This window comes from Embleya sp. NPDC056575 (assembly GCF_042793325.1).
Classification (GTDB): Bacteria; Actinomycetota; Actinomycetes; order Streptomycetales; family Streptomycetaceae; genus Embleya.
The window spans coordinates 36759-63658 of the sequence record NZ_JBHTVA010000003.1 but is presented as its reverse complement, the minus strand read 5'-3'; the positions used below and the strand labels follow the sequence as shown (position 1 = coordinate 63658).

Sequence of the window (26900 nt, the reverse complement as noted above, 5' to 3'; positions counted from 1 at the left end):
GCTGCACGCCCCCTCGCACGATCTGCTGTTCCGTCTCCGTGGGATCCGGCCACCGTCGGCAAAGCACTTGGCCGCAGCGGCATTTGTCTGCCGGCCGCTCGCCCTCCCACACAGCAAGGTCGTGACTCATCGACGCAACCTGCCATCCCCTACCGACAGCAGCCCAACCGACCGGATCTTCGAAAACCGGGAGCGAACCGGACCGGATCGCCCGAGACCGGGTGTCCTGTCCCAACGAAGCCAGTCCGAAGGACGCCGGTTGACCTGGTCGGACCACCTTCATCGAGACCGGCACCGAGTCCTATCGCCTCGCGCAGACCAAAGCCAGGCAGCAGGCGACGAAAGAGTCAGGCGGCCGTGCGGCTGCGTCGGTAATCTCCGCGGGTGTCGTTGACTCAGTACGTCTACTTTGCGATCGCCAGCGTGGGCACCACCGCCGACGAGATCACCCAGCTGCTTGGCGTGGAACCGGACGAGGTCACGGTGCGGGGGAGCCTGCCAACCTCACCTCCCATCACCCCGTTCTGTCACTGCTGGAAGATTCGCTGCTGCGAGCCCGGCCTGTCCGTCGACGAGCAGATCCACCAGGTCATCGGCAGGCTCCGACCCCGCTTGGAGGCGCTCACCAATCTGACTACCCGTCTCGCAACCGAGGAAGGCCCCGGGGGCACGATTCTCCAGGTCGAGCGCTTCTTCAACCGGCATGACGAGCAGCCCTCCGGCTCGCCGGACGACACGAACCTCTTCGGCTGGCGCCTGGACCGCGCGGTGGTGGACTTCCTGGCCGCAACCGGCGCAGATCTGGATGTCGGCGAATACGACGTGACGCCCAGCGACGACTGACCCCGCCCTTTCAAAGCGGGGCCACCACAGACCGGAAGCGGGGCCACTCCGGGCCGGAAAAGCGGGGCTATACCGGACCGTTAGCACCAGATCTGGTGGGACAAGGCGCCGACCATGCCGCCCCGGCTCGTCGGTGCAGGAAGCGGCGGGTCGGGCAGGGTGCCGGGGGCGTGTTCGTGTAGTAGCAGAGTCTCGGCACCTCTTGACCAGGAGCGCTGCAGGACCTTCTCAGCTGCGTCGCGACCGTTGAGAAGGTCCTGCCGTCGATCGATGACGAGGGCGGCGCGATCGAGTGCAACGAGCGCCTGCGGGACATGGCCGTGTCGGCGGTCGAACTCGGGAACGCCAACTCCGGATAGCGTCGAGTGGTGCGGGCGGTGGGTCAGTCGACGCCTTGCTGTTCGGCGCGGGCGCGGGTGCCGGCGCGTCCCGCCATGATGCGTTTCTGGAGTTTCAACCCAGCGTTGGTGCAGGTAGTCGAGGTATGGGTCCAGTAAGGACGGGCGCCGGGGTGGCCGACGCACGACCTCCTGCCAGATGCGGGCGCGGGCGTACTTGCGCACCGTGCGGCGGTCCAGGCCGCGTTCGCGGGCCACGCTGCCGTGGGAGCGACCGGTGTCGGTGGCCGCGCGCACGGCTTCGAACAGCCGCCGTGCGTGGCGACCGGCGCGTGTGTCCGCCGTTGTCGCCGCTTCGTCGGTTTCCGACCTCCTCGACCACGCGCTGCAGCAGCGGAGTCCGCCGTTGGTAGCGCTCGGTCAACCCCGGCACCTGTTCGGCGAATGTCACCTTCGGGCAGGCCGGATTCTCGCAGTACAGACGGCGCACACTCAGGTCGATCCGCACGGGCCGTCCCCCGACTGCGGCATCTGCGAGGTGACGTACGTAGCGGCAGTGGCTCCACTCGCTTGGCGCACCACACCCCGTACAGGCCGCCGCGACATGGGAGTTCGTACGGGCATGGGTCCCGATCACAGGACCCGTGAGATCAGTCGAGGTCACCGGGACGTCGGCCAAGTTCGGTATCAATTCCGACAGTTCGACAGAACACAGTCAGAGGTTCCCACCGGCAACCCGGCAGACCATCATCTCGGGATGATCTCCGGCTACGAAAATCTTGCCAGAGCTACCGAAGTGCTCTGGGGGGTACCACAAATACACTCATCATGTGTAACACGATGACAATCCCGGCCCCACCCGCTTCTCCGCCGTCGAAGCCTTGGCCCGCCGTCCTACGGCTTCGGAGGAATCGCCGGCGCGGGAAGGCCGAGAACGCGAGCGAGGGCGGCTGTGACGGGATCGCGGTGGCGGGGCAGGTGCCTGGAGGCCCAGTCGGCTGCCAGGGCCAGGAAGTCGGTCAGGTCGCGTTCCGCACCGGCGAGCAGGTGGCTGAGTTCGGCGGCGGACAGTTCGATCACCGGGCTGTCGTTCTGCTCGGCGTCGACGGTGAGTCGGACGGTGTCGCCGAAGCGCTCCGCAAGCGGTGACACGGGGTCGTGACCGAAGCCGAGCGGGCTGCCATCGTCGACGAGCCGGTGCCAGTCGCGCCAGTCCTCCAGTCCGTCGCAGCAGCCGGGCAGAAAGACGACACCCGTGGAGTCGTCGGTGACCCGCAGGCCACCGGCCGCGAAGAGGTACTCGAAGGTCAGCAGTCCGTGCAGGAACGAACCGAGTGCGTCGCCTGGACGAGGCGGGCGATCACCGTCGGGGTCGATGTCGTTGCAACCCGCGATGCGCATCACGGCCGTTCCGACCTCGGCGGGTGAGAGCTCACCGCCGAGAGGCAGGAAGCCGAACGGCTCGATCCCGGCGACAGGCCAGAGGTCGAAGCCGTCAGGGGTGTGGACCTCCAGGACCGGCTGCATCGTGATCACTCGGCGAAGTGTCCCGCCTCCCCGCTCGTATCGCCTCCCGATTACGTCGAGCATCCTCGTCTCTCGGGCAAGGGAACCGGGCACCTTCGGTGGTACCGCCTCGAGCAGTTACCCATGTAGGCCGACACCACGCCGCCACCGGAGCCCGCAAGGACGATGCCGGCGGCGATTCCGAACCGACGTACGGCGGTGTGGGTTGCCGCAGCGACTCCCGGACGGGTGATCGGTCAGCGACCCTTCATCCGAATCCGTTCGGTCGTTTCGACTGTGTGAGGCATCGACCCGCACCCAACCTGGCCGCGTGACGACGCGGATGACGTTGAGCGACCCACACAAGGCATCGCCGTGCAGGGATATTCGACACGGTCGTGGATATCTTGGCTGCGAACTACCGAAGCACTGAAAATCTTTGCTTGCCTGGACCGCGCGACGCCGACGACAGCCAAGCACCTCAAACGGGCCTTCTTGCAGCGTAGCCTTGGGTTTGGCGACGGTGATCGGGGACGGTCTCCTGGAGGCTTCCGGCGTAGGGGACGTAGCCGTCGACGCCTTCCTCGAAGGCGATGTCGTCGCCGCCTTGTTCGTAGCGGGCGATGTTGCGGGCGCGGGCGGAGCCTTCGCCCCAGTATTCCTTGAGGAGCCGACCGCCGATGCGGACGCGGCGGTTGGGGCTTTCGTCGAAGCGGGCGAAGTAGCGGCCGAGCATGACGAAGTCCGCGCCGAGGGCCAGGGCGATGGCCATGTGGTAGTCGCTCAGCAGGCCGCCGTCGCAGCACAGCGGCACGTACACCCCGGTCTGTTCGGCGTAGGTGTCGCGTACGCGGGCGACGTCGATGAGGGCGGAGGCCTGGCCGCGGCCGAATCCCCTGCTCTCGCGGGTGGTGCAAATGGAGCCGCCGCCGATGCCGACCTTGACCCAGGCGGCGCCGGCGTCGGCCAGGTAGCGGAACGCCCGGGCGTCCACGACGTTCCCGGCGCCGGCGTCGACGAGGGCGGGGACGCGGTCGATGTGGTCACGGGAGTTGATGCCCGCGCCGACGCGGAAGCGCTTGTCCGTGTCGATGCTTTCGTGGCGGAAGCGGGTGGCGCTCTCGTAGTCGGCGCGCAAATCCTGGGCGAAGCCGCAGGTGAGAGCGGTGACGTCGCCGAGGGTTGCGGTGGGCGCGATGTGCAGTTCGGCGCGGCGGAATCCGGCTTTGTGGCCTTTGACGGCGGCGACGTCGGCGGCTTGGGAGGCGATGTCCTGGTTCTGGTGGATGAACGCCATGCCGCCGGTGCGCGCCAAAGCGACGGCGAGGCGGGGCGAGGACACGGCCTCCATGATCGCGCTGACCAGGGGGTGGCGATCCTGATCGGCGAGGGCTCCCCCGACGCGGTGGCGCACGATCGGTGTGGTCAGGTCGACGTTGGCGGGGGTGCAGTCCTCGGTGGTCAGTCAGGTTCGGCGGGAGCAGGTACTCGCTCAGGGTGCGCGAGACCTCGGGAAGGATCTTCAACGGTGTTCCATTTCTGACTACGCGGGGGCCGGCGGGCGTTCGGTCCGATCGCGGGGTGACCGGCGCGGCTGTGGCAGGGCGCGGTCCGGTGCGATCGGATGTTGGGGCGTGGCCGTGCGGCGGGCGCCGGACGTATCTGCGCAGCGGAATCGAGCGCTTGCGGACGGTCGCAGCGGTGGCGTGATCCTACCCGGGCCCGGCGCGCCCGCGCGTCGTGTCGAGGGGTATACCCGTTCGTCCGTAAGGGAGTTCGCCCCGCGTGCCAACGGTCACGCACTTCACCGATGCGCGTCCGGCGCGGTCGGGGTCCCGGCCGGTGCGTCCGAGAAGGTTGCGCATCGGGGCGTCAATGACCAGGGTGTGTCCGACCTCGTGGGCGACGAACACGTCGGTGGTCAGGGCGTGGAGATCGCAGCCGGCGCGGTCCAGCACGCTCCACTCGGGCAACACTGCGGCGGCGCCGATCGGGCGCCCGAGACTACCCCCGCGATCGCCGAATGGGGAGACCACGTGGATCTTCGCCCGGCACCGGGTGTGCACCGCTCTCGATCCCCGGCGACGTTGCCGGGAGGCGCGGAGCCTGCGTCGATGCGGCGGTCGGTCCGCTCGGAGACAGTCGACGAGACTGCGGTCGCGGTCGCGCCGGCGGCGGTGATGCGGGCGGCGGACGCACGGCCGGGATCCGGTTTGCCGGGAGGGACGAGCGACATCCGCCGGGCCCCCTCTGGTTGCAGCGGTGCGCGGAGCGTGGGCTGGAGGCGCCGGTCATCGGGTGTTGATGCTCATGCTCACGCGATGCGGCCTCGGGCACGAAGATCCGGCAGGCGCGGGCTACGCGCTGTCGGCGCGTCCATCTGCTCCACGATGCACGAATGAAGGTGCTCGGTGGGTCGGGCTCGATCGAAGTCGTCGGGAGTCGAGTTCACTCCGATTGTGATCTCGATTCGGTGCGATGATGCGTTGTGCGAAATCCCGATGTCTCCTTCTCGTGGCGACTGTTGATCGAGTCGTTGACAACGCTCGCCGCGGATTACGCCGACCAGCTTGCCTGGCTGGACAAGTATTGCGTGGGACCGGACGACTTGGCCTTGGACTTCGATCATGCCCATCGTCTCGTCCCGAGTCTCGTGGAGGCAGAGCGCCTCGATGGGGATGTCGTGGCCGAACTCCGCGGAATCGATGTGCTGTTCGAGGAAATGAGCGGCCGGGAGAACGTCGAGCGTTGGGCTCGCGAGGCCTTGCTCGCCGACTCGGGATGGATCGAGGTCCGCACGTCGTCCCGCCGGCTGCTCGTCGACCTCGTGGGAGACTGGCGCCTGCCGATGCCGGTGATCTGTGTGGTCCGTTGACCGGTGGGAGCAGTTCGACGAGTCGGGCGACGCCGGCTTGGCCCTCAACGGCGGTGAGTCGGTTCGAGGGTGATGAAGTCGGCAAACGGCTCGAAGCAGGCTCGGAGAAAGCGGACCCGAAGCCGGTACGCCGCCGGCGACAACCCATGGTCACCATGCGGCTGAACTCCCCCATCGCCTCAACGACGGCTGAAGCTCACATCTCGTCCCGGCCCGGCCGCGGGTAGTCGATCTCCGTGATGTCCTCGGCCAGGTCTGCGAGTGAGACCTCCACGTTCAGCCACGACACGAGCTTGTGGGTCAGCGGTCGCGAGGCATACACGTCGCGCACCGCTCCCAGGTCCACGGGAACCTCGTGGTAGTCCTCGGCGAAGCGCTGGAACGCTTCCGGCGAACGGTCGACCAGGAGTTCGAACAGACGCGTCGCCCCGTCGGGGTCGGAAGACCCGGCGGGGAAGTCGATCGCGCCGTGTCGCCACCGATCATCCGTCGACTCCCGCCACAGGCAAGCCGTCACGACGGGGACGTCGTCCTCGTCGGTGAACGCAGGTTCCTCGACGAACGGCTTGAAGACCTCCGGAACCTCGTCGATCACTCCCGGCCAGGGCTCGCCATCGTTGGTATACGGGCTCATCGGTGCCTCGTGGTCGAAGCCGCGAACACAGGCCCCGACCGCCGAGAACACGATGGAGTACTCGTCCCCCGACCCGTTGTGCATCGACGCCATCGCCTCGCCATCGGCCCAGCCCGCATTGAAGGAGTGGTACCGCCCTTCCGGATCCGGGCTCAAGATCGCATCGAGCATCGCCAGTGAACGGCACAGGTTCCGCAAATCGGCGATCGAAGGGAGCAGGCGAGCTACGTCATGGACAGTCACGTGCCCATCCAACCGGATGCCCCTGGCACCCGGAATCTCCCCCAAAGCCGTTCCGCTCACTGGCGGGGCGGCAGCACGGTCGGTCAACTCGCGACGCAATACGCGAGCCCACCAGGTCGTCGGGCGGCCCGGTTCGACACAGCAACTGACGAACCGCAACCGTGGAAGTCCTGTCGCACCCCCGGGCGATGCCGTCCCCGCCTGGTCGCGCACCGCGGCCACCGGCGCCGCAGCCGGGATTGGCTGGCTACGCGACGAGTTCGTGGACCCCTTCACACGAATGATCGAACCTCGCCGACATCGTCGCCGTCCTGCGCCTGCCGCCGGGCACACCCGTCGGCTGCCTGCGGGCCGGGCGCGAGGACTTCGTCTCCTCACCACTGCGCGGGGTCCCTGATCTGCGAGACGTGGCCGCGCGGGTGACGATGAGACAGCCGGAGCGCCGCTTCCCGCTCTCCACGCCGGTCGACGATCCCGGGAGATCCGGCCGGGGACACGTCCCGGAGGACGAAGCCACGTCCACCGTCGGCCTCCCCGAAGCATGCCATTTGCCACATTTCGCGATGGTCCGCAAGGGTTTGGGCCGTTGGTCGTAGCCGTCGTCGTGCATGTGCCAACCTTTCGGTCCGTTGTCGATCCCCGTGTGGGCGAAGGCGCTCGGCGACGCAGGACACTGGACCTCTCGCGAGCCGTAAACGGTAGATCTCGGGCCTTCAGTAAGAAACACGCCATCCCCACCGTCCCCGGCCATGATCCAGCCTGGTCGCCCGTGCCTCCGAACACGACGCCGGATCATCCGGAACAACGTGCGGTCGCGGCGGACGTCCGACCCGTCGGACACCCACGAGGGCGGGTCGGATCCCGTGAGAGACATGGCAACTACGCTCGGTGCCAGACACGTTCACATCGGGGGGATGAGATGGGCAAGCGAGACACGTCCCGCACGGGCGGGATCGCCGTCCGGTGCGCGGCCGTGATCCTGACGATCACGACGGCTGCCGCCTGCTCCGGCGGCGACGGCGCCAAGGCCCGCCCGCAGCCGCCGAAGGCGGCCCCTTCGGTGGCGGCTGCGGGGTCGGCTGGGCCCGGCTCCGAGAGCGCGGACGAGGAGGCTCCCTCCTGGGACACGGACAATCTGCCGCCGGGCGTCGACTTCTGGGCCGGGAAGGTGGACCTGGCGGTGTTCCTGTGCCAGGCCTCCGACCCGAAGACGGGCGGCTGCTCGAACGGCGCCGTCACCAACCCCCAACGCGAGGAGATCCTCGCCGCCCTCAAAGCCATGCCGCAGGTCAAGCACGTGTACTTCGAGGACCGGAGACAGGCGTGGGAGTTGTTTCGCGCGCAGAACGCCGCCAACCCCCTCCTTCTCGACGTCATGACGGCCGAGCAACTCCCGGAGTCCTTCCGCGTCAAACTCAAGGACCCCGGCACCATCACGACGGTGGCCTCCGCGTTCGAGCAACGCCCGGGAGTTGCCTCGACCATGAAGCACACCGCCTCCGGCCCTCCCACCACCGCCACGGCCGCGCTGACCCCCGAGCAGGCCAGACGCGCCGTGTTGACCGTGGACGACGTCGGCACCGGCTGGACCGCGGGCGCCCCGACCGACACCGGGCCCAAGCCGGCCGCCGCGCCGTACTCGGGCGTCAGCGGCGACGCCGGGTGCGACCACGCCCTGGCAGGTGCCCCGACCGGCCCGATCGTCGTCCTCCTCGGCGCACAGCGAACCTTCGAGAATGCGGCCGGAATCCGACTGGTCGCCACCGTCCAGGCATACGAAGGCAACGGTGCCGCGCTTCAGTTGGCCAAGACCCGCGCCATGTTGACCGGCTGCGCGGATCTGCCGGTGCCGTGGGCGGGTGCCACCGCACGTTTTCGTGCCGTCGCCGCCCCCACCGTCGGGGACGAAACACTCGGCATGCGCATCGCCACCAACCAGAGCGGCACCGCCAGGACCGTCGACTCGATCTTCGTCCGCATCGGGCCCAACCTCGCCACCGTCACGCTCCCCGCCGACGCCGGCCTCGACCCCACCACCTCGGACCGACTCACCCGCCGCGCGGCGGAACACCTCCGACACGCAGTGGCCGACTTGGGCGGGAGCAGGTGACAGTTCATTCGGCACAAACCGTCAGGCGAAGAACGGCTCCGGGGGAAATCGGGTACTCGATGCGGACACGGCCCGGGACGCTATGCAGGTGACTGAAACGTACCGCCGCGCGTCGTCCCGGCGGGGAGCGGCGCCTTGGCCGGGTGGGCGCCATCGGCGTGCGCGGACCGCTCCCCAAAGGCGACGAACGCCCACGAGTGCGCCCGTCGCCTCCGCGAGATGTCGTGAAGGCGCGGGCGCCACGCCGAGCCGCCGCGGAGCGCCTGGGCCGCGCGGGACGCCTGGGATGCTCGACTTCGCGAACGAACGACCCGCGCGGTGCGCGGGGTCGTTCGTTCGCGTGAGGTGCCGAGTGGTGGACTTCTAAAGGCAGTTCTCGTCGATCTTGTACTGCATCGCTCTCGGATAGTCGTGCCGGTCGAGCAGCACCCGAACCAGGATCGGCCCCCGGTTGATCGGGTGGTCCGGGTCGCCGATCTTGGTCAGGAGCTCGCCGAGGTCGGCGTGGGTCCGGATCCGCGTACCCGTCATCGGCTCCTTCTCGGAGCCGAACACGTCGGCGAGTCGGTCGTACTGCCACACGTGCAGGTTGTTGTAGTGCTCGGCGCCGTCGGACCGCTGGTTCCCGTCGTAGTAGCACGGGTGCAAGAGCATCTGCTCGATGCCGTAGAAGCCCTCGTTGTCCAACACGAAGACGACCGGGCGCAGCCCCATCCGTACCTGGGTGGACAGCTCTTGGCAGGTCTCCTGGAACGAGCCGTCGCCCACGAACACCAGCGGACGCTTCTCGGCTTGTTGCCTGGCCAGGGCCACACCGGTGGTCGCGCCGACCGAGTACCCGATGGCCAACCAGCTGTTCTGCGCCACGTACGAGGCCCGTTCGGCCATGTGCAGATTCATCGAGGCGATCAGTGCGAACGCCGCGTCGGAGACCACGGTGTACGGATTGACGCGGGCCCCGGGCGGTCCGACGGTCTGCTCCTCCAGGAAGGCGTTGATCTGCCGGAAGAGGCTGTCGTACGTCAGGTTCTCCGGGTAGTCCCCGCCGACCAGCCCGGCCAGGAAGGCCGCCGTGCTGTCGGGGACGTCGAGACCCGCGAGGTTCGCCTGCGCGAAGTAGTCGGCGGCGAACGAACCGGCCCCGAACTCGTGGAGCAGCGCCTCGCGCAGCGCCGGGATGAACCGGGCGAGTTGTACCTCGGGGAAGTAGGAGGCCCCGACGCTCACTCCATCGTGCGCGGCGACGACCCAGTCGTCGCCGATCGAGCGTTCACCGCCGAGGTTCTTCGAGGTGGCCCACGAGCCGAGGCCGATTCGGCAGCCGGCGGCCTGGAAGACCTCGTACACCTCGGGAAGGCTGGCCTTGCCGTTGTAGACGCCGGAGAAGCCGGGAGTCTCCTCGGACACCACCGACTTGGCGCCGACCGTGGTGCAGAACGGGATGCGGGTGTCGTGCACCAGTGCGGTGAGTTCGTCGGACAGTCGGAAGCGGTCGACCTCCTCACCGGCCCACAGGATCGGCGTGCCCAGGGTGCGGATCAACTCGACGGTGGCGGCCACGGCCCTGTCGAGCATGCGCTGGTTCGCCGCGGTGAACGGCCGTTCGCGCCTGGTCAGGCGCCCTTGCGGGGCCGGGCAGGGGGCCGACCACACGTCCGCCATGACTTCCAGATAGACCGGCCGACGGTGGGTCAGGCACGCGGTGATGGCGCCGTCGATCTGCATCGGCGCCAAGCCGGGGTTGGAAATCGCCTGGGCGTCGACGGTGACCTGTCGGTAGACGTCGAGGTTGCTTTCCGGGCGCTGGCTCATGTGCGACGTGAGCAGGCCGATGGCCTGCTGATTGAGCCACTGTTCGTATGAGGGCGCGGCGTTGATCGCGATCACCGGCACGTATTCGGCGTAGGCCCCGCCGATGGGGTTGAGCACACTGTAGGCGCCGACGCCGTAGGTGACCGCGACCGCGCCGATGCCCTGTTCGCCGAGTGTGATGTCACGGTCGGCGGAGGTCACCCGCGCGTAGGCGTCGGCCGCGTAGCCCGCACCGATCTCGTTGGGATTGCCCACCCAGCGCACATCGGTCTTGGCGTGCAGAGTGCTCAGGAACGCACCGAGAAAGTCGCCCGGTACACCGAACAGGTGCTTGATGCCGAGCTGTTGGAGTCGAATGCCGAGGTATTCGGCGACTGTGCAGGTCTCGGTGGTCATGACGTGGTCACCTTCTCGCGGGTGCGGTCGGCCGGTTCGGCGGCGGCGGTTCGGGCAGGCGTGGGTACGCCGTTGACCGCGATCGCGGCGCGTACGGCGGTCTCGACGGCGCCCTCGATCCACGCGTGCTTGAGCGAGACGTGTTCGCCCGCGAAGTGGATGGGGCCCTCGGGTCGGACCACGTCGAGGTGGAAGCTGGTCATCTGGTGCGGCGTGTACACGGCGGCCTCGCCGAACGCGTACGGATCGCGCAGCCAGCTCTGGGTCTGTCCGGCGCCGGTGAAGAACACCTCGATGCGGCGCCCGTGCAGGGATTGGAGGTTGCGCAGCGCGTAGCCGTAGCGTTCGACGTCCTCCAACGAGTCCCAACGGGCGGCGTCGTCGGACCACGAGTAGCTCGCGAGCACGACCCCGCCGGGGCTGCCGGGAATGGCGTGGGAGGGGTAGTACATGAAACGGTTCGGGTTGTCGGTGGTGGAACCGCCGCCGTAGGTGCCGGTGGCGGGCCGCACGACGGCGCCGGACAGCGGTGTGTTGCGGTGGTAGGCGACCTGCTCGGCGCTGATCCGGGACTCGTCGACGCTGGGGTGGGCACCGAGCAGCCCGGTGGGCAGGTTGCGCACTCCGGCCGGGGCGGCGGCTTCGGCCGGGTCCTCACCGAGGTTTCGGTAGTAGTCGTACAGGTCGGGGTCGATGGCGTCGAGTTCGTCCTTCCACTGGTCCTCGGTGAACTCCCACCAACGGCGCGAGAATTCGAGGAGGACCTTGGTGGCCTGGTCGTAGTGCGTCTCGATGACGGCGCGGCGCTTCTTGTACGAGAACGGCGGGGTCACCTGGGTGAAGCGCAGGCTGGAGAACGGGATCGTGATGATCGCGACGTCGCCGGTCCAGGTCTCGGGTGAGGCGTATGGGGCGTTCTCCGGCACGGTCTGGATGACGACCGCGTCGTCCGTGGATCCCGCGCGTTGGGCGCGGCCACCGGCCGAGCCGTCGCGATCGAGGTCCCGGTATTCGAGGCGGACCATGCGTTGGCCCATCACGATCCGGCCCTCGAGGTCCTTGGCGATGGTTTCCGGGAGCATCCGGCTGCCGCCCTCGATCTCCCAGTACGTGGCCTTGGGGTTGATGTCGCTGCGGCCCAGGAAGGTGTGGAAGAACGCGAGGTGCAGCCGCGAGGTCATGTTCTCGATGGTGCCGATGGCCTCGATCGCCTCGTCGCTGAATCCGGCGTACTCGCGCAGGAAGCGGCCCATCGAGAAGCCGTCGAAGTCGCGGATCACGTCGGCCCAGCCGTCGAGCCACTGCTCGAACGGCTTGTTGACCCGCTCGCCGTCGATCAGTTCGGAGTAGTAGTCACGCACCGGTTCGAGTGCGTCGTGGACCAGGGTGCCCACGGTCAGCCGTGATTCGGGGCCGGTGAGGTTGAAGCCCTCGTTCAGCACGGGTGGGTGCTCGGCGTACAACGCGCGTCGGGCCTGGGCGTGGTTGGTTCGGATCCAGGTGTGGTTGAGCTTGTCCGGTTCGCGGAACTCCGGACTGGCGGGGCCGTTGGTCCACGCTTCGCCGGTGAAGGAGCGATACACCACGGGTGGGACCCGAACGTCCTGGTTCCCGGTGTCGGGATCGATGTCGACGTTGTGGAACAGCCGTCGTTTCAGGCCTAGTTTGTCGATCAGCGCGAGGGTCAGTGGGTGGAAGTCGGGCAGCCGCATGGCGCCCGCCTCGGCGTACTGCGCGGGGTCGGTGAAGGGAGACTGCTCGCCTTCCTTGGTGTGGAAGGTCTTGATCCGGCCGCCAATCCGGTTGGCATTGGCCTCCAGGATCGTCACGTCGTGTCCGGCCTCGGTGAGCAGTGAGCCGGCGACGAGGCCTGCGATGCCGGCGCCGACGATCAGGACACGTTTGCGCTCCGATGGCGGTTGCAGGCCGTTGTCGATGAGGGTGTCGAGGTACCGCAGTTTGAGATCTTCGTTCGCGGGTTCGGGGCCGATGAGCAGCAACTCGCGGGCGAGTTGTCGGAAAGTCTGCCGATCGGCGCGGTCGACGCCGGTGTCGCGACCGTAGGGGTGTCCGTCGACCTGGCCGTTGACTCGACCGTTGGAATGGCCGTTGGAATGGCCGTTCGAATTGTTCATCGCGCTTCCTGGGACTGGAATCGGGTGGGGCGGGCGTAGCGACACCGGCGAGACGAGAGGACCGTCGAACAAGCCCGAATCGTTACACTGAGTAGCATACCAACTACATTGTGTAGTTGATTAGTTTTGTGCCCTGCCCGGCATGCCGAGGCGACGGACTCGACAGCCCCTCGTCGCGCCTGGCGACGAGCGATCCCGAACAGGATTTCGACCCACCGGTCGGCCGCCGCGGCCTTGTGACCGGGCCCCTGCGTGCGCGACGACCGGGGTCGAACCCGCGCGGCGCCTTGCATGCCCTTGCCACCGCGCCCCGGGTTCCTCCGGTGCCCCCGCGGCTCACGAACCCGGCCGCCTCCCCCTCTGCGGGGCCGGATCCACATCTAGATCGTCGTGTTTCCCCGTCGAACAGCGACCCCGTCACGCCCTCCCTGACCGAATGGCTCATCCGCGACACGACCCGGATGCTGTTCGGCACGGTTCGTCACTCCGGCTTCCTTCTCCGGCAGCTCAGTCGGCGCCACGTCGATTCCGCGCGTCACCGTTCAAGGGCGTCCGGGTCGGGGTCGGGGGAGGATTTGGGCCACGTCGCTGCGGCGCTTGATCTCACGGCTGAGCCGTGCCGGCGACGTGGTCCGGCTGGGTGCGGACCGGTTCGGCGGTGGACTGGGCGAAGACGGCGCGGATCGTCACTGCGGCGAACTCGCCGGAGTGACGATCCGCGCCAGGGGCGGCCGTCGTGCGGCGGGGTTCGGCGGCCCCGGAGAACCGCAGCGCGGTGTGTCCGGTCCGGCGGTGGGTACCAGGAGCCGGCCGGGGCGGGATGGCGCGTCGGCCGCCCGAAGCGTGCAACCGCGGTTCAGACTTCGGACTCGTGGGCCGCGGCGGTGATCTCGATCCCGAGAGCCTTGGTGATGTGACCGGCCGCCGCCATCACTCGGGCCGTGCCGACCACGGGTGCGATCGCCACGAGGACGTCCTGGACCTGTTCCGGCTGCAGGTCGGTCGCCGCGCCGGCTTCGAAATGGGCCACGTAGGACAGCGGAGGGGCGTCCATCGCGACGAGGGCGGCTATGCGGGTGAGGATGAGGGCCTCCGGTGTCAGACCGCATCGCTCCATCGAATCGAGGGTCATGGCGGCCAGGGTGTCCAGGACGGGTGTGTCGTGCGCGGTGGTCATGACGAGCCTCCTCGGCTGGTTTCTCATGCCCGAGGTGTGCCGCACGCCCGCGTGGGAGAGCCGACACGTGTCGGGCTTCTCGCCTCCCTTCGAGCCTAGGACCGCCTGCTCCCGAAGGCACCTCGGCCGGAGACGCCGAGCAAGCACGGGATGTCCCGACGGCGGGACACATGCGAGGACGGCACCACCGCTGCCGCCGGGCCCGGGGGCGAGAGTAACGACGGCCGACCTGTCGATTCCCGGCCACCGGGGTGGCGACCAACGCGTATCCCGCTCACCTGACGCGGGGAGCGGACCATGCCCAGCCCACAGACACAATCCGCCGGAGCCCCGGCCCGACCCGGGCGGCGATACGGCGGGACGCGCCGGGATCGAGCGCACCGAACGACGACCGGTTCGAAGCGGGACGGCATCGGGTCGGCGCCGCTTCGAAAGCCGTACGCGGCGCGGCGACCGCTCGGTGCCACGATGGAGTGGGGGCCTTTTCAGCCCGGCGATTCAGGAGGGCGATCATGAGCCGCGACCATCACTTTCACTGCGAGCACGCCGGCTGCTCGATCACCGTGGCCCTTCGGATGGGCCGGACGCGGGAACTGGAACTCCTCGTGGACGGGAAGGAGGTCGCCGCCGCCCGCGTCCACGGCCACCGCGCCGGGACGCACGTCATGACCGCGACCCTGCCCACCGATCCACCTCGCGACATCGAGGTGGAGGTGAGGCTCCCGGGCGCCTGCGGCGGCGACCCGGTGAGCACTCTGCTTGTGGACGGCGAACGCAGGACGATGCCCGCCCGGGAGATACCCCGACGATCACGACCGACGGAAGCCTCCTGGTACTCCTGACGGCGTCGGGACACCGATGGGGGCGACACGGCAACCGGTCGCTGTGGCTGGATCCACGCATTCCGCGACACGAACACGAGAAGGCGCCACGTTTCTCGATCCGAGCCGACCGACGTCGGCCGATCAGCCGGACGTGTCGCGCCATTGCCGCCAGGTGAGGCCGCGGGGGGCCAGTACGTCGGTGTGGAACGCGGTCCAGGTGGTGGTGTTGGGTCCCGTGCCGGGGGTGTCGGGGGCGCTCGTGTAGAGCGGGTGACGGGTGCGCACGAGGTCGGCCAGCCACGGTTCGAGCGCGTCGAAGTCGTCCAGTGTCCAGGCGCGCGCGTGGTAGACGAGGTTGCCCGGCGTCTCGCTCTCGGCGATGCCCATCGCCGGCACGTAGGGGCAGATCCGGGTCCAGCAGTTGGTGACCGGCAGCGCCGGCGTCGGGGGGCCGGTCTCGGTGTCGGAGTGGGCGCGGGCGTCGTCCTCGTGCACCAGGAAGTCGAACAACTCCCAGGAGGTGTAGGTCGAGTTCGCGAGGCCGAAGTCGTCGTCGATGCCGTATCGGTCGGCGAGGCGGTACACGGGCGGCACGTCCAGGGTCCACACCAGGTTGCGGTGCACGCGCTGCGGCGTGACCGAGCCGGCCAGCGGCACCTCGGCGGGCCCGAACACCGCGTACAGGGCGCCCTCCCGGACGCGGTACGACAACTGCACGTGGTCGTTGGCGATCGGTGGGAGGGGGCGGGTGCGCCCGTCCAGCGGGTTCGTCCACTCGGTCAGGACGGTGCCGTTCCTCGGGTCGGTGTAGAAGACGATTTCGCGCGAGACCAGGTGCAGATCCTCGGTGCCCGGCGGGTTGATCAGCCGGCGGATGTTGTAGCCCTCGACGCCGAACACCGCCTGCCCGTGCGGGAACACTTTGCCGTGCACGTCGCCGGGCACGTGGTTGTGCACCGTTCCGCTGATGCGGTACAGCATGTCGTGGCCGTCGGGGCGGCCGAGCAACCGTACGAAGAGCCGGGCGTTCGCGTCGTCGAGCGATGCGATCAGGGCCTCGGGCGATGCCTTGCCGGATTCCATGCGCGGTGTCCGTTCGTCGGTTCGGTGCGTTGCGATCGTGTCCACCGGGTGCGTGCTCTCCCGCCCGTGTGGGTGCGTCGGGCGAACCCCGGGGGCGGCCCCCGTCGTTCGTCCTCCGCCCGGCAGCCTACGCATCGCCGCGGCGCCGCACCGGTCGATGCACGACCTGCCGACGGCGGCGGCCCGTACCACCCCGAGCGGGTCGTACGTGCCGCAGTCACACCCGCGTCGGCGGCAAGCGCCGGGATGAACAACGCCGGGATGCGCGGGCAACGCTCCGCGGTCGGCTCCCAGGGCGCGTGAGTGCTACGGCGCGCGCGCATCCCCACAAAGCGCCCGGCACGCAAGTGGTGGACTGTGCCCACAAGATCGCGTGATTCGACAATCCTCCGACCGGCTGACGCCGCATCCTCACCGTGGTCTCACCGACCACCGACGCATCCTCCGGCGGGACGTCTCCCGCTCCCCTTCCATGTGCTGATGGGTGACGCCGGTCACCGATGTCAGGCTCACTGCGGGCCGCCGACCGCGACCACGCGCTCCCACGCCGACGCGAAAAGGTGGTTCCGTCCGTCGCACGTCCGCCGAGAAAAGGAGCCGATCGTGAATACGCACGTTCCACGTCAGGTCCCCCGCCCGAGATTACGGCGCCCACTCGCCGCCTCCGCCGCCCTCGCGACGCTCGCGTGCCTGGTGGTGGGCCTGCAGGCCGCTCCCGCGCACGCGGACCCGGCCGACTGCAACCCGAACATCACCCGCTACCGCGGCACCCCGATCACGGCCGTGCTCAGCCCGGTCATCACCGAGTGGGACAGCTTCTCCGTCGCCCCGGGCACCACGATCGACGAGACCCACACGCTCAACGAGGTGAACTCGGTCAGCACGTCGGTGAACAACAACCTCGAGTTCTCCTCCGAGGACAAGACCACCCTGGGCAGCGTCGGTACCAAGTTCGGGATCAGTGTCGCCACCAACGTCGGCAGCACCAAAACCACCACCCAGACCCGGACCGTGCACTTGAACCAACCCGGCGTCTACGGGCTCTATCGCGGCACCGAGCGCGTGGAGGGCGAGTGGATCATGGAGATCTGCGGTCGCACCGGCATCAATACCGGCAAGTGGGTTTGGGTCGGCGGCAGTTCCGGCACCTACGTCACCTACACCTCCCCCGATCAGGGCACCGTCTCGTGCGCCCAGGCCGAGCCCGCGGGCACCCTTCGCGCGACCGCACGCGCACGTCTGCACTGCTGACTCCGGACCGTCCCACCAACCCCGAAATGGTAGGGAACCGATGAAGCGCACCCATCGAACCCTGTTACCGATCCGACGCCTCGTCGCGGCGCTCACCACGACGATCGTCGCGACCGCGATGCTCCTCACCGCCTCTCCCCCCGCCCAGGCCGGCCCGTCGTGGCCGTCGGACATGGATTGCGGCGGCGTCTACGTCTTCCACACCGGCAGCGGCATGATGCTCGACTTCGACCAGAGCGACGACCCCTGGCACGGCCGAGTCATCCAGATGCCGTGGAACGACTGGGACGACGAGAAGTGGACCATGTGCCGCAGCAGGCCGGTCTTCGGCGATCCCGTCTTCGAGTACGAGTACACGTTCGTGACCAGGTGGGCCGGTGGGCCGTGGTGCATGGGCGTGACCGGTGGCCTTCCCGGCGAGGGCGCCATCCTCAAGGTCGAGGACTGCAACAACCTTCCGCACCAGCGGTTCAAGCTGTTCTTCAGCGTCGGCCCCATGGTGTACCCGCGACCGTTCGTGATGCAGGTGCAACACACCAAGATGTTCGTCGGGATGTCGGACTTCACGTCCGTCGGCGCCGTCGCCGAGCAACACCGCTACCGGGCCGACATGTTCTGGCTGGAACAGGTCTGACGAGCACCCCGGCCTCGTCGAACCGGCGCCGCTCTCGGCCGAACACATCGCCGAGACGGATGTGCTCGGGGTGTGGTTGACGTAGGCGAGGCAGGGGCGGCCCGGCCGGTGGGCGGGGCGTGGTTGCCGGAGACCAGGGTGCTGGAGACGTGCGGCACACGCCACGCCCGCCCGCCGGGTTCGGTCACGGGGTCGGATCCACGGCGTGCAGGACCGCTCGGTCCCCGTCGCCGGTGAGCAGGATCGCGCGGCCGACGCTGATACCCCAGGGAATGGCGGCCCGGTCCGGCATCGTGACGACGCCGGCCGACGTCACCGCGACGGGGCGGAGGTCGCGCGTGCCGTACACCCGGTCGCCGGCGACGGAGCGGGCGACGAGGCCCGGGGTGACCGATGCACGGCCCTGGGCGAGATCGACGACGACCGGTCCCAACGCGGCAAGGGGATTGCCGTCCGCGTGGATCCAGGCGCCCGACAGGGATCCGGCGGGGGCGTCGGCGCCGGCGAGTACCCGGCCGGAGGAGGAGTCGTGCACGGCGAGTGTCTCGCTGCCGTCCACGGGGCCGGACCACACGGCGGCCACCACGCCGTGCCCGGCGCCGGCCATGCGCAGCATGCGCGCGCCGGGGCGCGGTGGCAGCGGAGCCACCACGTGTGTCCGTCCGTCGAAGCCGACCAACTCCCAGGGTCCGACGGCGCGTCCCGCGAGCACATGCGCCGTATCGGCGGCCATCGCCACGGTTCCGGGAGACAACCGGACCGGGACAAGGGCATCGCCGCGCAGCACGGCGGCCGATCCGTCGGGCCCCGTCACCAGGGGGAGGGCACCGGCGTAGCTGACGCGGGCGCCGGGCGCGAACTCGATGGTGGTGGGCGGACGCGACGATTGGGGAGCGCGCAGTGGGGACCACACCAGGAGCCGGTCCTCGGTCTCGGCGACCAGGACCGGCGCGGTCGGGTCGCCGGTCGCGTGCAGCGCGACGTTGCCCGTCGGCAGCGGTTCGCCGACCTGAACGACCGCGCCGTCGTGCGGATCGAGCAGGGCGACTCGACGGTCCGGTGTGAGGATGGCGAGCACACCCCCGAGCGCCGCCACGCTCGGCCTGCCGGCTCCCGGCGGTGCGATCGACCGCGACCATGCGGACGTCTGTCGCCAGCCGGCCGGAGCGGCGACCGCGGCGGGTTCGGCACGCGAGGTCGTGCTCGTCCGGGATTCGCCGGACTCGTCGTCCGGCCATACGAGAAACGCGACGACCGTGACCGCCGCGGCGACCGCGAGGCCGATCGCGGCCGGCCGCCCTACGCGGCGGCCGGAACGCGGGGCCCGCCGCCGCGCGCGATCCGGTCGCGCGGGCACGGTCGCGGGTGGCCCCTCGGCCGGCCGCGGGGCGGATCCGGGCGGGTCCGCCACCTCGTGTGGGTCGCGCTCGTGCCCACCGTGCTCGTCGCCCGTGTCCGCGTCCGCCGTGTGCTCGTCCCCGGCGTGCTCGTCCCTGGCGTGCTCGTCGGGCGCCTGCCCGTGTGCGTCGTCCTCGTCGACACCGACCCACCACTCCCGGAAGGCTCCGTCGTGGTCGTCGGTCGGTGCCGCGTCCTCCTCGCCCGACGGGGTGTGTGGCTCCTCGTCGGGGACGTCGGGGTCCGGATCGGGATGGGGCTCGGCCAAGAACGTGAGCGTCCCGTCCGGGTCGATGAGCAGGGGATAGCGGGTGCCGTCCGGATCGATGTCGATCGCGCGGACGGGTCGGTCGAGCAGGGACGCCGTGAAGCGGACCTCGTCGATGGCGGCGTGACGGGCTTCCGCCCCCTCGGGGACGTAAACCGGCGTGCCGTCCACGGTCGCGACCCCGTCCTCGGGGTACTCGATGACGAACAGGGGCGTGGCCGGGACGGCGGAGGTGTGGTTGGTCAACGGTTCTCCCGACGGTTCGGGTGGGCGCGGACGTGGTCGGCGACAGGCCCATGAGGCGCGGCGATTCGGGCCGATCCGCGGCCTGGGGCGGGGCGTGGAGCGCGCCGCGGCAACAGGATGACCCTCTCGGCCGCGGCCGGTTCCTCGCTGTCGTTCGATCGGGTGATTCCGGCACCCGGCTTCCGCACCGGCACGTGGCACGCGCCGGTCGCGACATCGGTTCAACGAGCGACCCACACCCCGGCAACGGATCGGTCGGCGAATTGCGGCGGTGACGACACCGGGGAGTTGGGAGACCCGCCCGGGGCGGGGTCACCGAAGTCGACATCTCCGGTACCGAAGGGCGCCCCGACCCGGGCCTCCCGATCTCGTGAACCCCTTGCCGTGAGGCGCCGATCGCACCGCGAGGAGGCCACAACCCCCGAGTAACCCTTCGGGCATGCGGACGTTAGCCCCGACAGGACAGACCTCGTGTTCTCGGAGGAACGTGTGCACATCACTCGACCGGCCGCCGCGGCGGCTCTCCTGCTCCTGCTCGTGACCGCTTGCGACAGCACACCGGCCACCGCTCCCACCCGGGCCCTCGATCCCGCCTTGGCCGCCAACGGCGCGCCACTTCCCGGCGCCGGCTCGTCGGGCGCGGGGCCGTCCTCGACGACCCCTCTCGGCGCGGCCGACCCGGCGGCATCCGCGACCCCGGCGGGTACCGTACCGCCCGACCCGCCGAGGGCGACCCCGTCCGCCGACACCCGATCGGCCGCATCCTCCCCGTCGTCGCGTGGATCCGGGGCATCGGATCGGGCCGACCATTCCTCCGCTTCCGGTACATCGGCCCGACGCGGTCAGCCCGAGCGCGACGCGCCCAAGACGGGCGCCGTCAATCCCTGGGCGGCCTGTGACTTCGGGGTTCGGTTCAGCGGCCGGAGCGACGACGCCCCCGAGGCCCGCGTCTGCCGCTCCGCCCACGGCTGAACACCCGATCCCGCGTCGCGCCAAGCCGCGCGGATGCGCCCAACAGGAGGAGGGGCGGGCGTCGCGGAACCGACGTTCCCTCCCCGCCCGGCTGCCGGCCGGGCGGGGAGGGAACGAGGGCGATCAGAGCGGATCAGCCCCTGTCGGGTACCGCCAGGATGCACAGCAGCGAGCAGGCCACCGCGGCGGACGGCGCGGTGGTGCTGCGCGGGGTGCCGGCGGGCGAGTTCGCGGCGACGAAGCTCGCGGACGCGGTGTTCTTCAGCGGCAGCGCCAGCAGCAGCGAGTCGCAGTGAACTTGGCGACTGCTCCCGGCGGCCAGGGTGAAGGTGCCGGCGGCCTGCCGACACGCGGGTGTGGTGGGGTCGTTGACGGTGACGGAAGCGGCGTCCACGGGGCCCGCGTTGGTGACGGTGATCCGCCAGTGCGCGGTGCCGAGCAGACCGAGTAGGCCGACGGGACTGGTCTTTGCCCAAGGTCCGGGTCCGCCCGGTGCGCAGTCGTGCGAGTTGAGGGAGCCGCAGATCTCCTTCTCCACGCTGACCTTGGGTTGGCAGCCCGCACCGGGCGCGACGGCGGTGGTGACGGTGTTGGACGTGAAGGTGCCGGTCGAGTCGGTGCCGTTCGCGGTGTTGCCGATCGAGGTGGTCGCGCAGTCGGCGGTGACGGTGGTGCGGAAGCAGATCTGTGGCGCGTCGCCCCGGTACTCGACGACCAGCGCCGGGTGTTTGTTCGAGCCGAAGTCGTCCGCCGTGGTGAGGACGAGTTGGGCGGTGACCGTGATCGCGGGATGCGCGACGTGGTCGATGCCGGTCAGGTCGACGGTGCCGTCGCCGGCCAGGCCGGGGGTGGCGATCGTGGTGCCGTCGGGGTCGGTGACGATCGCCCGGGACGTGGCGAAGTCGATGTGTGTGAGGTCGAGGCCGGTCAACCGGGCCCGGGTGTAGCCCTGGATGTTGCCGCTGCCGCCGTCGCAATAGAAGTCGGCCGGCTTCAGCGTGACGCTCGCGCCGCCGTGCACGCAGGGGCTGGCACCGGTGGTCGGGTCGAGGGAGAACAGGTAGCCGGCGTCGCCGAGGCCGATCAGGCAGCGGGAGGTGGCGTCGTAGGCGTAGCCGTAGTCGCGGGTGGCGCCGCCGTTGACGCCGGGGTGGGTGGCGGGCAGCGGGAAGCCGGCGCAGGGCGCGGCGAGTGTCCAGTCGTGGCAGATCGTTCCGCCGGCCAGGGCGCCACCCCAGGCGGGGAAGTAGCTGCGGGTCCCGGCGGGGGTGGTGACGGTCTCGGGGCTGAAGGTCAGGGTGTTGCCGCCGAGGGAGGAGAGGGTGGCGGGCGCGGCGTGCGTGGAGCCGTCCAGCCCGTAGCAGGTCGTCAGGACGTTGGGTCCGCCGGATGCGCTGGTGCACACGCCGTCGGCATGCCCGGCGGTGTCGTAGGAGGCGAAGGCGTCATAGGTGTAGTAGGCGCTGCTCGGGCCGGCGGTGTGCGGGGTGGTCCAGCCCGCGCAGGTGTTCGCGGTGGCGGTGTCGAAGCAGCCGAGAGCGGGCGGGCCGGACACGGTGGAGCCGCCGCCCTGCGGCGAGGAGGAGGCGAACACGCGGTTGCCGACCGTGGTCAGGCCGCCGAGGTAGAGGGCGGCGGGGGTGTTCGGCAGGTCGTGGTTGGCGGCGACGATCGGCGCGTACGGCTGGCCGGCGCACGGGGTGCGGGTGGCCAGGGTCAGGCACAGCACCTGCCCGGTGTTCGCGACGCCGTACAGGTTGTCGCCGACCCGGACCAGGCCGGCCAGGTTGTTGGCGCTGCTGGGCGATCCGCCCATGGTGGCCAGTGGAACGAAGCCGCAGTTGGCGTGCGCGGCGAGATCCAGGCAGCCGACGCCGACGGCGGACGTGGTGACCGCCGGGTAGAGCAACTGGTCGGGGTGGAGCGGGTCGAGGACGTACTGCGGGGTCAGCGGGCTGCCGATGTCACCGGTGGCGCCGCTGCCGAGTGGTCCGGGCGTGGTGTTCAGCGGGCGCGGCCACGGGCCGCCGGTGCAGGGCTGACCGAGCGTCAGGTTGAGGCAGACGGCCTGCGGGGCGTTCGGCGCGGCGTGGTGGTAGATGTTCCAGGACTCGATCTCGCCGCCCGCCGTGCGGTGCAATACGGGCGTGAACCCGTCGCCGCCGGTGGGTTGGGGGGTCGGCTTCACCGGACCGAGGGCCAGGGTGGCAAGCGAGGTGCCGCCGGCCAGGGCGAGCGAGTTCTCCGCGCGGACCGCGGTGGTGGCCGTCCCCGGGTCGGCGCCGGTGAAGGTAGTGCCGTCGGTGGACCAACTCGGGGTCCACCCGGGCGGGACGCGCAGCGAGCCCGGCACATAGGTCTGGGAGCCGCCCGCGCCTGTCAACGGGTCCGTCACGGAGGCCGGGGCGGGAGTGTCGCCGGCGGTCGCGTTCCGGTAGCGGACGGTCCAGTCGAGGGTGTCCCCGTGCTCGACGGCCGCTGCCCCCGGGTGGGTGACGTCCCGGACGCTCTTCACCAGCGTGGACGGGGTATCGGCGGCGCCGGCCGGGGCGGGGGCGCCCAGGCCGAACATCAGCAGTCCGGCGGCGATCAGGGCGGCCGTGGCGGCGCGCACCGGACGGATCGCGGCGGACGAGCGGGTCAAGGTGAGCCGACGGGTCGGAACGGGCGGATGTGGACGCTGGCTTCTCGGCACTGGTTCCCCACCTCGGATCGACGAAGGGCCTGACGGAAGGTCAGGCGGCCGTGGATCAGGCTAGGACGGCGAACTGTTCGCACCGGGGCCGGTTTTTCCTATTGGTCACATGATGAAGGAATATGATTCTTTATCGACCGACCGTACGAATCAGCGAGCAACAGCCACCGGACGCCCACGAGCGAAATGCACCCCGAGCCCTTCCCGGCCACCGGCACAACGGCCGGGTGGCCCCGCCGGGACCGAGTCCGTGTCTTCGGCCGACGCAACGTCCGTCCCGCCTCGTCCGCGAAGCACACCCACGCACCTTGGTCCCTCGGTGACGGTCCGCCCCGCGGCGGCGCTCGCGAAGTCGGCCGCGTCGACGGGTATGGCGCTCCAGCCGGCAGTCACCGTCTCGGTGCCGCCGGGCCGGACCTGCTCCGGGCAGTCGACCGTGACCGGAGCCTTGACCTGCTCCGGCCGGCCGTAGCTCTGGAAGCCGATCCGCGACGTGCCGCCGGAGCCGGTGGCGGTGCCACCGATGGTCTGAGCAGTAGTCGCGGTCGATGGCCCCGAGCGGGTGGAGGCGATTCGTGGTGGCCTCGCGTGCGGCGTTCCGTCCGTCCGGGGCGCCGGCCGCCCGTCGGCCGGCCGGTGCCGGGCATCGACGTGCGGCGAGCGCCGGCGACGGGTGCTCAATCGTCGCCTCGGCCTTCGCCGGCCGGCCCCGGTTCGGGGCCGGATCCGGCGAAAAGGCGTTCGACCTCCTCGTCGTCGACGCCTTCGACGTCGACGATGCCGTCCACGATCAGCTCCAGATGCGCGAACCGGTCGACGAGTTCGGCCAGTGCGGCCGACGGGTCACCGTCGAGGTCCTCGCGTTCGATCGTCAGCTCCCCGATGGTGAGCGACCGCAGTCGTGGCAACACCGAGGATTCGGCGAGGGTCTCCAGCACCTCGTACGGGGAGGCGTCGAACTCCGCCCTGCTCAGGTCGAGATGCTCGAGCGCGGGGTAGTCGGCGGCCCGCAGTTCGTCGAGTTGGCCGACCGGGCAGAGGCATCCGAATACGTCGGTTCCGATCTCGACCTCCAGCGACGTGACGCCTGAGGTCACGCCGAGGTCGAACAGTGCGCCGTCGGCGACGACCGGGCCTCGTACCCGCAACCGTCGCACGCCGTCGTGGCACACGGAGCCGAAAAGGAAGGCTCCCTCGAGTTCCAGGGTGCGCAGGGCGGGCAGCGCCCCCCACACGTCGGTCCGCACCAGCCCCGTGTGGTGGTGGTCCAGGGGATCGAGCCGACCGCCGGTCGACGTCTTGCCGGGTGCGTACAGCAGCTCGAAGTCGTAGCCGAAGCACAGGCGTTCCAACCGGGGACGTATTCGGTTCGCGAGTGCGGACGCGGCGTGTTCGGCGGAGTGGTGCCAGTCGGTGAGGTGCAGTTCGAGGTCGCGCAGACGGTGCGCGAGCGGGTGCGAGAGCAGGGCGTCGATCAACACTCCCTCCCACCGTTCCGGGTCCGTCGGGTCGACGGTCGCGGTGTGCGGAAGGTCGAGCGTGAGCCGGTCCACCAGGTCCCGGCGTCGTGACCGGGTGTCCTCGGCGAGACGGAAGGACGCCTCGTCGAGGAAACCGCGCGACCACGTGAACCGCCACGAACCGTCCGCCCGCAGCCCGTCCAGGCCCAACTGCCGTTCCACGTCCGCGTAGGCCGCGGCCGCCAGGGCGGGGTCCCCACCCTCGGTCGCACAGCGGTGCTCCAGCCGGATCGCCTCGCCTCGCGGGTCCCCCGCGTCGGTCAGCACATCTGCATAGGCGAGCCATGCCTGCCAGTGCGATGTCTGTGGAACGTTCGGGGCATCGAAAAGTCGCACGTCATTCTCCCGATGGTGGCGGTACCGTCCGAACGTACGCGGACGTCGGCGTCGGCGTCGGACAGACCCTAAACGCGGACGCCGACACGATGTTCGCCCCCGCTGATCGGGTCTTCCTCTCCGCGACCGGTTACGTCCGGCCCCAAGCGACCCCCACCAAGCTGCGGACGGTCGTGTCCTGGATGCCGGGCAGCGTCGCGGGCGCCCGGTGGGACCAACTCGCCACGATCGGCCGGCCGTAGAGCCCCGCATCACGTTCCGTGAGCAGGTCGCCGGGCGTGCCGGGGCGCCGGCAGCGTCGGACGGTGCCGCAGGTCCCGGGCGCGGGTCGCGGCATCGACGCGCCGATCACCGAACCGGCCACCCGGGTGGGAACTCGTCGCCGCTGATTCCGCACCGGATCGACACGACCGCGGCGTCATTCCGGAGCGGCATGCGGCGCCGCGGGGATGTCGGCTTCCCCGTCGAGCCGTTCCGCGACGATCATGGCCACATCGTCGACCAGGCGGCCCTGGGTGTGGCGGAGCAATCCCCGGTGCAGTTCTTCGAGGAACTCCGACGGGGCGCATATCGGCACCGCTTCCATCGCCTCGGGTAGGGCGAAGAAGTCGTTGTCGCGGTTGCGTGCCTCGAGAACGCCGTCGGTGTGCAGCAGTAGACGGTCGCCGGGGAGGAACACATAGCTCTCCGCCTCGCCCAAAGGACTGGTGACCAGGTCCTCCAGGCCGAGGGGCGGAAGCGGCGAGGGGGGCATCAGAGCGTGCACCGTGCCCCGGCGCAGCACCAGCGCCGGCGGATGGCCGCAGTTGACCATCTCGACCACGGACCTGTCGGGTACCTGCGCCACGAGCACGGTGACGAACGACTCCGCCTGCTCCTCCTCGTCGTCGTCCCGATCGATCGCCCACGGCATGGCGCGTTCGCGTCGCAGCGCGGCCGCGCAGTGGGCCACGACCTCCACCAGGTCGTCCTCGTAGTGCACGGCCTCGCGAAACGCGCCCAACACCACCGCGGCCGAGCGCACGGCGGGCAGCCCCTTGCCGCGGACGTCTCCGATGATCATCCGGACCCCGTACCGCGTCTGCACGGCCTCGTACAGGTCACCGCCGATCTGCGCGCCGCTCTCCGCCGCGAGGTACATGCTGGCGGTCCACAGGGGACCCAGGCGCGCGGGCACCGGCCGGAGCAGGACTCTCTGCGCCGCCTCGGCGATCCGGCGAATCCGCTCGAGTTCGTTCCGTCTGCGCGTACGCATGAAACGACTGGTCATGACACTGGCTGCGGACACCAGGAGAATCGCCAGGAAATTCGTGTAGACCTGTTGGCTGCCCCATGCCTGGTTGTAGGTGGCGGTGCTCACGCTCACGGCCAGAGCGACGGCCGCCGCCGAGATCGTCCCCTTGGGACCCATCGTGACCGCGGCCAGCGCCGGCGTCGCGGTCAGCAGGGGCCCGGTGTACAGAAAGTGCGCGGGCGAGAACTCGATCCCCACCACCAGGAGTGCGATGGCGAACGGCACACACCGTGCGAGCGTGGTGAGGACCCGGCTGCGACCGCCGACTCCCGATTCGGGAGCCGAGCGTTGGAACGACCGCATACATACA

Annotated in this window: 19 protein-coding genes; 7 read left to right on the top strand and 12 right to left on the bottom strand. The window is 69.9% G+C overall.

Going from position 1 to position 26900, the window contains the following annotated elements:
- Positions 1-384 precede the first annotated feature (384 nt).
- Positions 385-843: a DUF4279 domain-containing protein gene (locus ACFRCG_RS02815; RefSeq protein WP_380028052.1), complete on the top strand. Its 459-nt coding sequence runs from the start codon at positions 385-387 to the stop codon at positions 841-843.
- 1232 nt (positions 844-2075) lie between these two features.
- Here the strand turns inward: ACFRCG_RS02815 and ACFRCG_RS02810 are convergent.
- Positions 2076-2708 (bottom strand): hypothetical protein, encoded by a 633-nt coding sequence (locus ACFRCG_RS02810; protein ID WP_380028437.1) that lies wholly within the window; start codon positions 2706-2708, stop codon positions 2076-2078.
- A gap of 460 nt (positions 2709-3168) precedes the next feature.
- The gene (locus ACFRCG_RS02805) at positions 3169-4101 is read right to left on the bottom strand and encodes an IMP dehydrogenase (protein WP_380028050.1); all 933 of its coding nucleotides are present in this window, start codon (positions 4099-4101) and stop codon (positions 3169-3171) included.
- Positions 4102-5211: 1110 nt separating this feature from the next.
- On the opposite strand from ACFRCG_RS02805, the gene ACFRCG_RS02800 reads away from it, so the two are divergent.
- Complete coding sequence (locus tag ACFRCG_RS02800; RefSeq protein ID WP_380028048.1) at positions 5212-5562, top strand: hypothetical protein; 351 nt, start codon at positions 5212-5214, stop codon at positions 5560-5562.
- A 196-nt stretch (positions 5563-5758) separates the two neighbouring features.
- Here the strand turns inward: ACFRCG_RS02800 and ACFRCG_RS02795 are convergent, their stop codons facing one another.
- Complete coding sequence (locus tag ACFRCG_RS02795) at positions 5759-6439, bottom strand: hypothetical protein (RefSeq protein ID WP_380028435.1); 681 nt, start codon at positions 6437-6439, stop codon at positions 5759-5761.
- Positions 6440-7358: 919 nt separating this feature from the next.
- Here ACFRCG_RS02795 and ACFRCG_RS02790 point away from each other — a divergent pair.
- Positions 7359-8549, top strand: a complete 1191-nt coding sequence (locus ACFRCG_RS02790; protein ID WP_380028046.1) for a permease-like cell division protein FtsX — start codon at positions 7359-7361, stop codon at positions 8547-8549.
- Positions 8550-8912: 363 nt separating this feature from the next.
- On the opposite strand, the gene ACFRCG_RS02785 is transcribed toward ACFRCG_RS02790, so the two are convergent.
- From ACFRCG_RS02785 to ACFRCG_RS02770, 4 genes are all read right to left on the bottom strand, one after another.
- Complete coding sequence (locus tag ACFRCG_RS02785) at positions 8913-10757, bottom strand: alpha-keto acid decarboxylase family protein (RefSeq protein ID WP_380028043.1); 1845 nt, start codon at positions 10755-10757, stop codon at positions 8913-8915.
- Entirely contained in the window at positions 10754-12892 is a 2139-nt protein-coding gene (locus tag ACFRCG_RS02780; RefSeq protein WP_380028041.1) for a flavin monoamine oxidase family protein, read from the bottom strand. The genes ACFRCG_RS02785 and ACFRCG_RS02780 overlap by 4 nt, the downstream gene beginning before the upstream one ends.
- Before the next feature lie 603 nt (positions 12893-13495).
- Positions 13496-13741 (bottom strand): hypothetical protein, encoded by a 246-nt coding sequence (locus ACFRCG_RS02775; RefSeq protein WP_380028039.1) that lies wholly within the window; start codon positions 13739-13741, stop codon positions 13496-13498.
- A 7-nt stretch (positions 13742-13748) separates the two neighbouring features.
- Complete coding sequence (locus tag ACFRCG_RS02770; RefSeq protein ID WP_380028037.1) at positions 13749-14069, bottom strand: carboxymuconolactone decarboxylase; 321 nt, start codon at positions 14067-14069, stop codon at positions 13749-13751.
- 512 nt (positions 14070-14581) lie between these two features.
- Between ACFRCG_RS02770 and ACFRCG_RS02765 the strand changes: the two genes are divergently transcribed.
- The gene (locus ACFRCG_RS02765; RefSeq protein ID WP_380028035.1) at positions 14582-14911 is read left to right on the top strand and encodes a hypothetical protein; all 330 of its coding nucleotides are present in this window, start codon (positions 14582-14584) and stop codon (positions 14909-14911) included.
- Positions 14912-15034: 123 nt separating this feature from the next.
- Here ACFRCG_RS02765 and ACFRCG_RS02760 read toward each other — a convergent pair whose 3' ends face one another.
- Positions 15035-15976, bottom strand: coding sequence for a DUF1838 family protein (locus tag ACFRCG_RS02760; protein WP_380028032.1), 942 nt, complete (start codon positions 15974-15976; stop codon positions 15035-15037).
- A 603-nt stretch (positions 15977-16579) separates the two neighbouring features.
- Here ACFRCG_RS02760 and ACFRCG_RS02755 point away from each other — a divergent pair.
- Both ACFRCG_RS02755 and ACFRCG_RS02750 read left to right on the top strand, forming a co-directional pair.
- Complete coding sequence (locus ACFRCG_RS02755; protein ID WP_380028030.1) at positions 16580-17227, top strand: hypothetical protein; 648 nt, start codon at positions 16580-16582, stop codon at positions 17225-17227.
- A 40-nt stretch (positions 17228-17267) separates the two neighbouring features.
- Complete coding sequence (locus ACFRCG_RS02750) at positions 17268-17861, top strand: RICIN domain-containing protein (RefSeq protein ID WP_380028028.1); 594 nt, start codon at positions 17268-17270, stop codon at positions 17859-17861.
- 184 nt (positions 17862-18045) lie between these two features.
- Here the strand turns inward: ACFRCG_RS02750 and ACFRCG_RS02745 are convergent, their stop codons facing one another.
- The 3 genes from ACFRCG_RS02745 to ACFRCG_RS02735 form a co-directional block, all read right to left on the bottom strand.
- A complete protein-coding gene (locus ACFRCG_RS02745; protein WP_380028026.1) occupies positions 18046-19773 on the bottom strand; it encodes a hypothetical protein in 1728 nt (575 codons plus the stop codon).
- Positions 19774-20878: 1105 nt separating this feature from the next.
- Positions 20879-23359 carry a hypothetical protein gene (locus ACFRCG_RS02740; RefSeq protein ID WP_380028024.1) on the bottom strand — a complete coding sequence of 827 codons (2481 nt, stop codon included), beginning with the start codon at positions 23357-23359 and terminating at the stop codon, positions 20879-20881.
- Positions 23360-24117: 758 nt separating this feature from the next.
- Positions 24118-25296 (bottom strand): hypothetical protein, encoded by a 1179-nt coding sequence (locus ACFRCG_RS02735; protein WP_380028022.1) that lies wholly within the window; start codon positions 25294-25296, stop codon positions 24118-24120.
- Between the two features lie 89 nt (positions 25297-25385).
- Between ACFRCG_RS02735 and ACFRCG_RS02730 the strand changes: the two genes are divergently transcribed.
- Positions 25386-25538, top strand: a complete 153-nt coding sequence (locus ACFRCG_RS02730) for a hypothetical protein (RefSeq protein ID WP_380028020.1) — start codon at positions 25386-25388, stop codon at positions 25536-25538.
- A gap of 176 nt (positions 25539-25714) precedes the next feature.
- Here ACFRCG_RS02730 and ACFRCG_RS02725 read toward each other — a convergent pair whose 3' ends face one another.
- Positions 25715-26893, bottom strand: a complete 1179-nt coding sequence (locus ACFRCG_RS02725) for a PP2C family protein-serine/threonine phosphatase (protein WP_380028018.1) — start codon at positions 26891-26893, stop codon at positions 25715-25717.
- Positions 26894-26900: the final 7 nt, after the last annotated feature.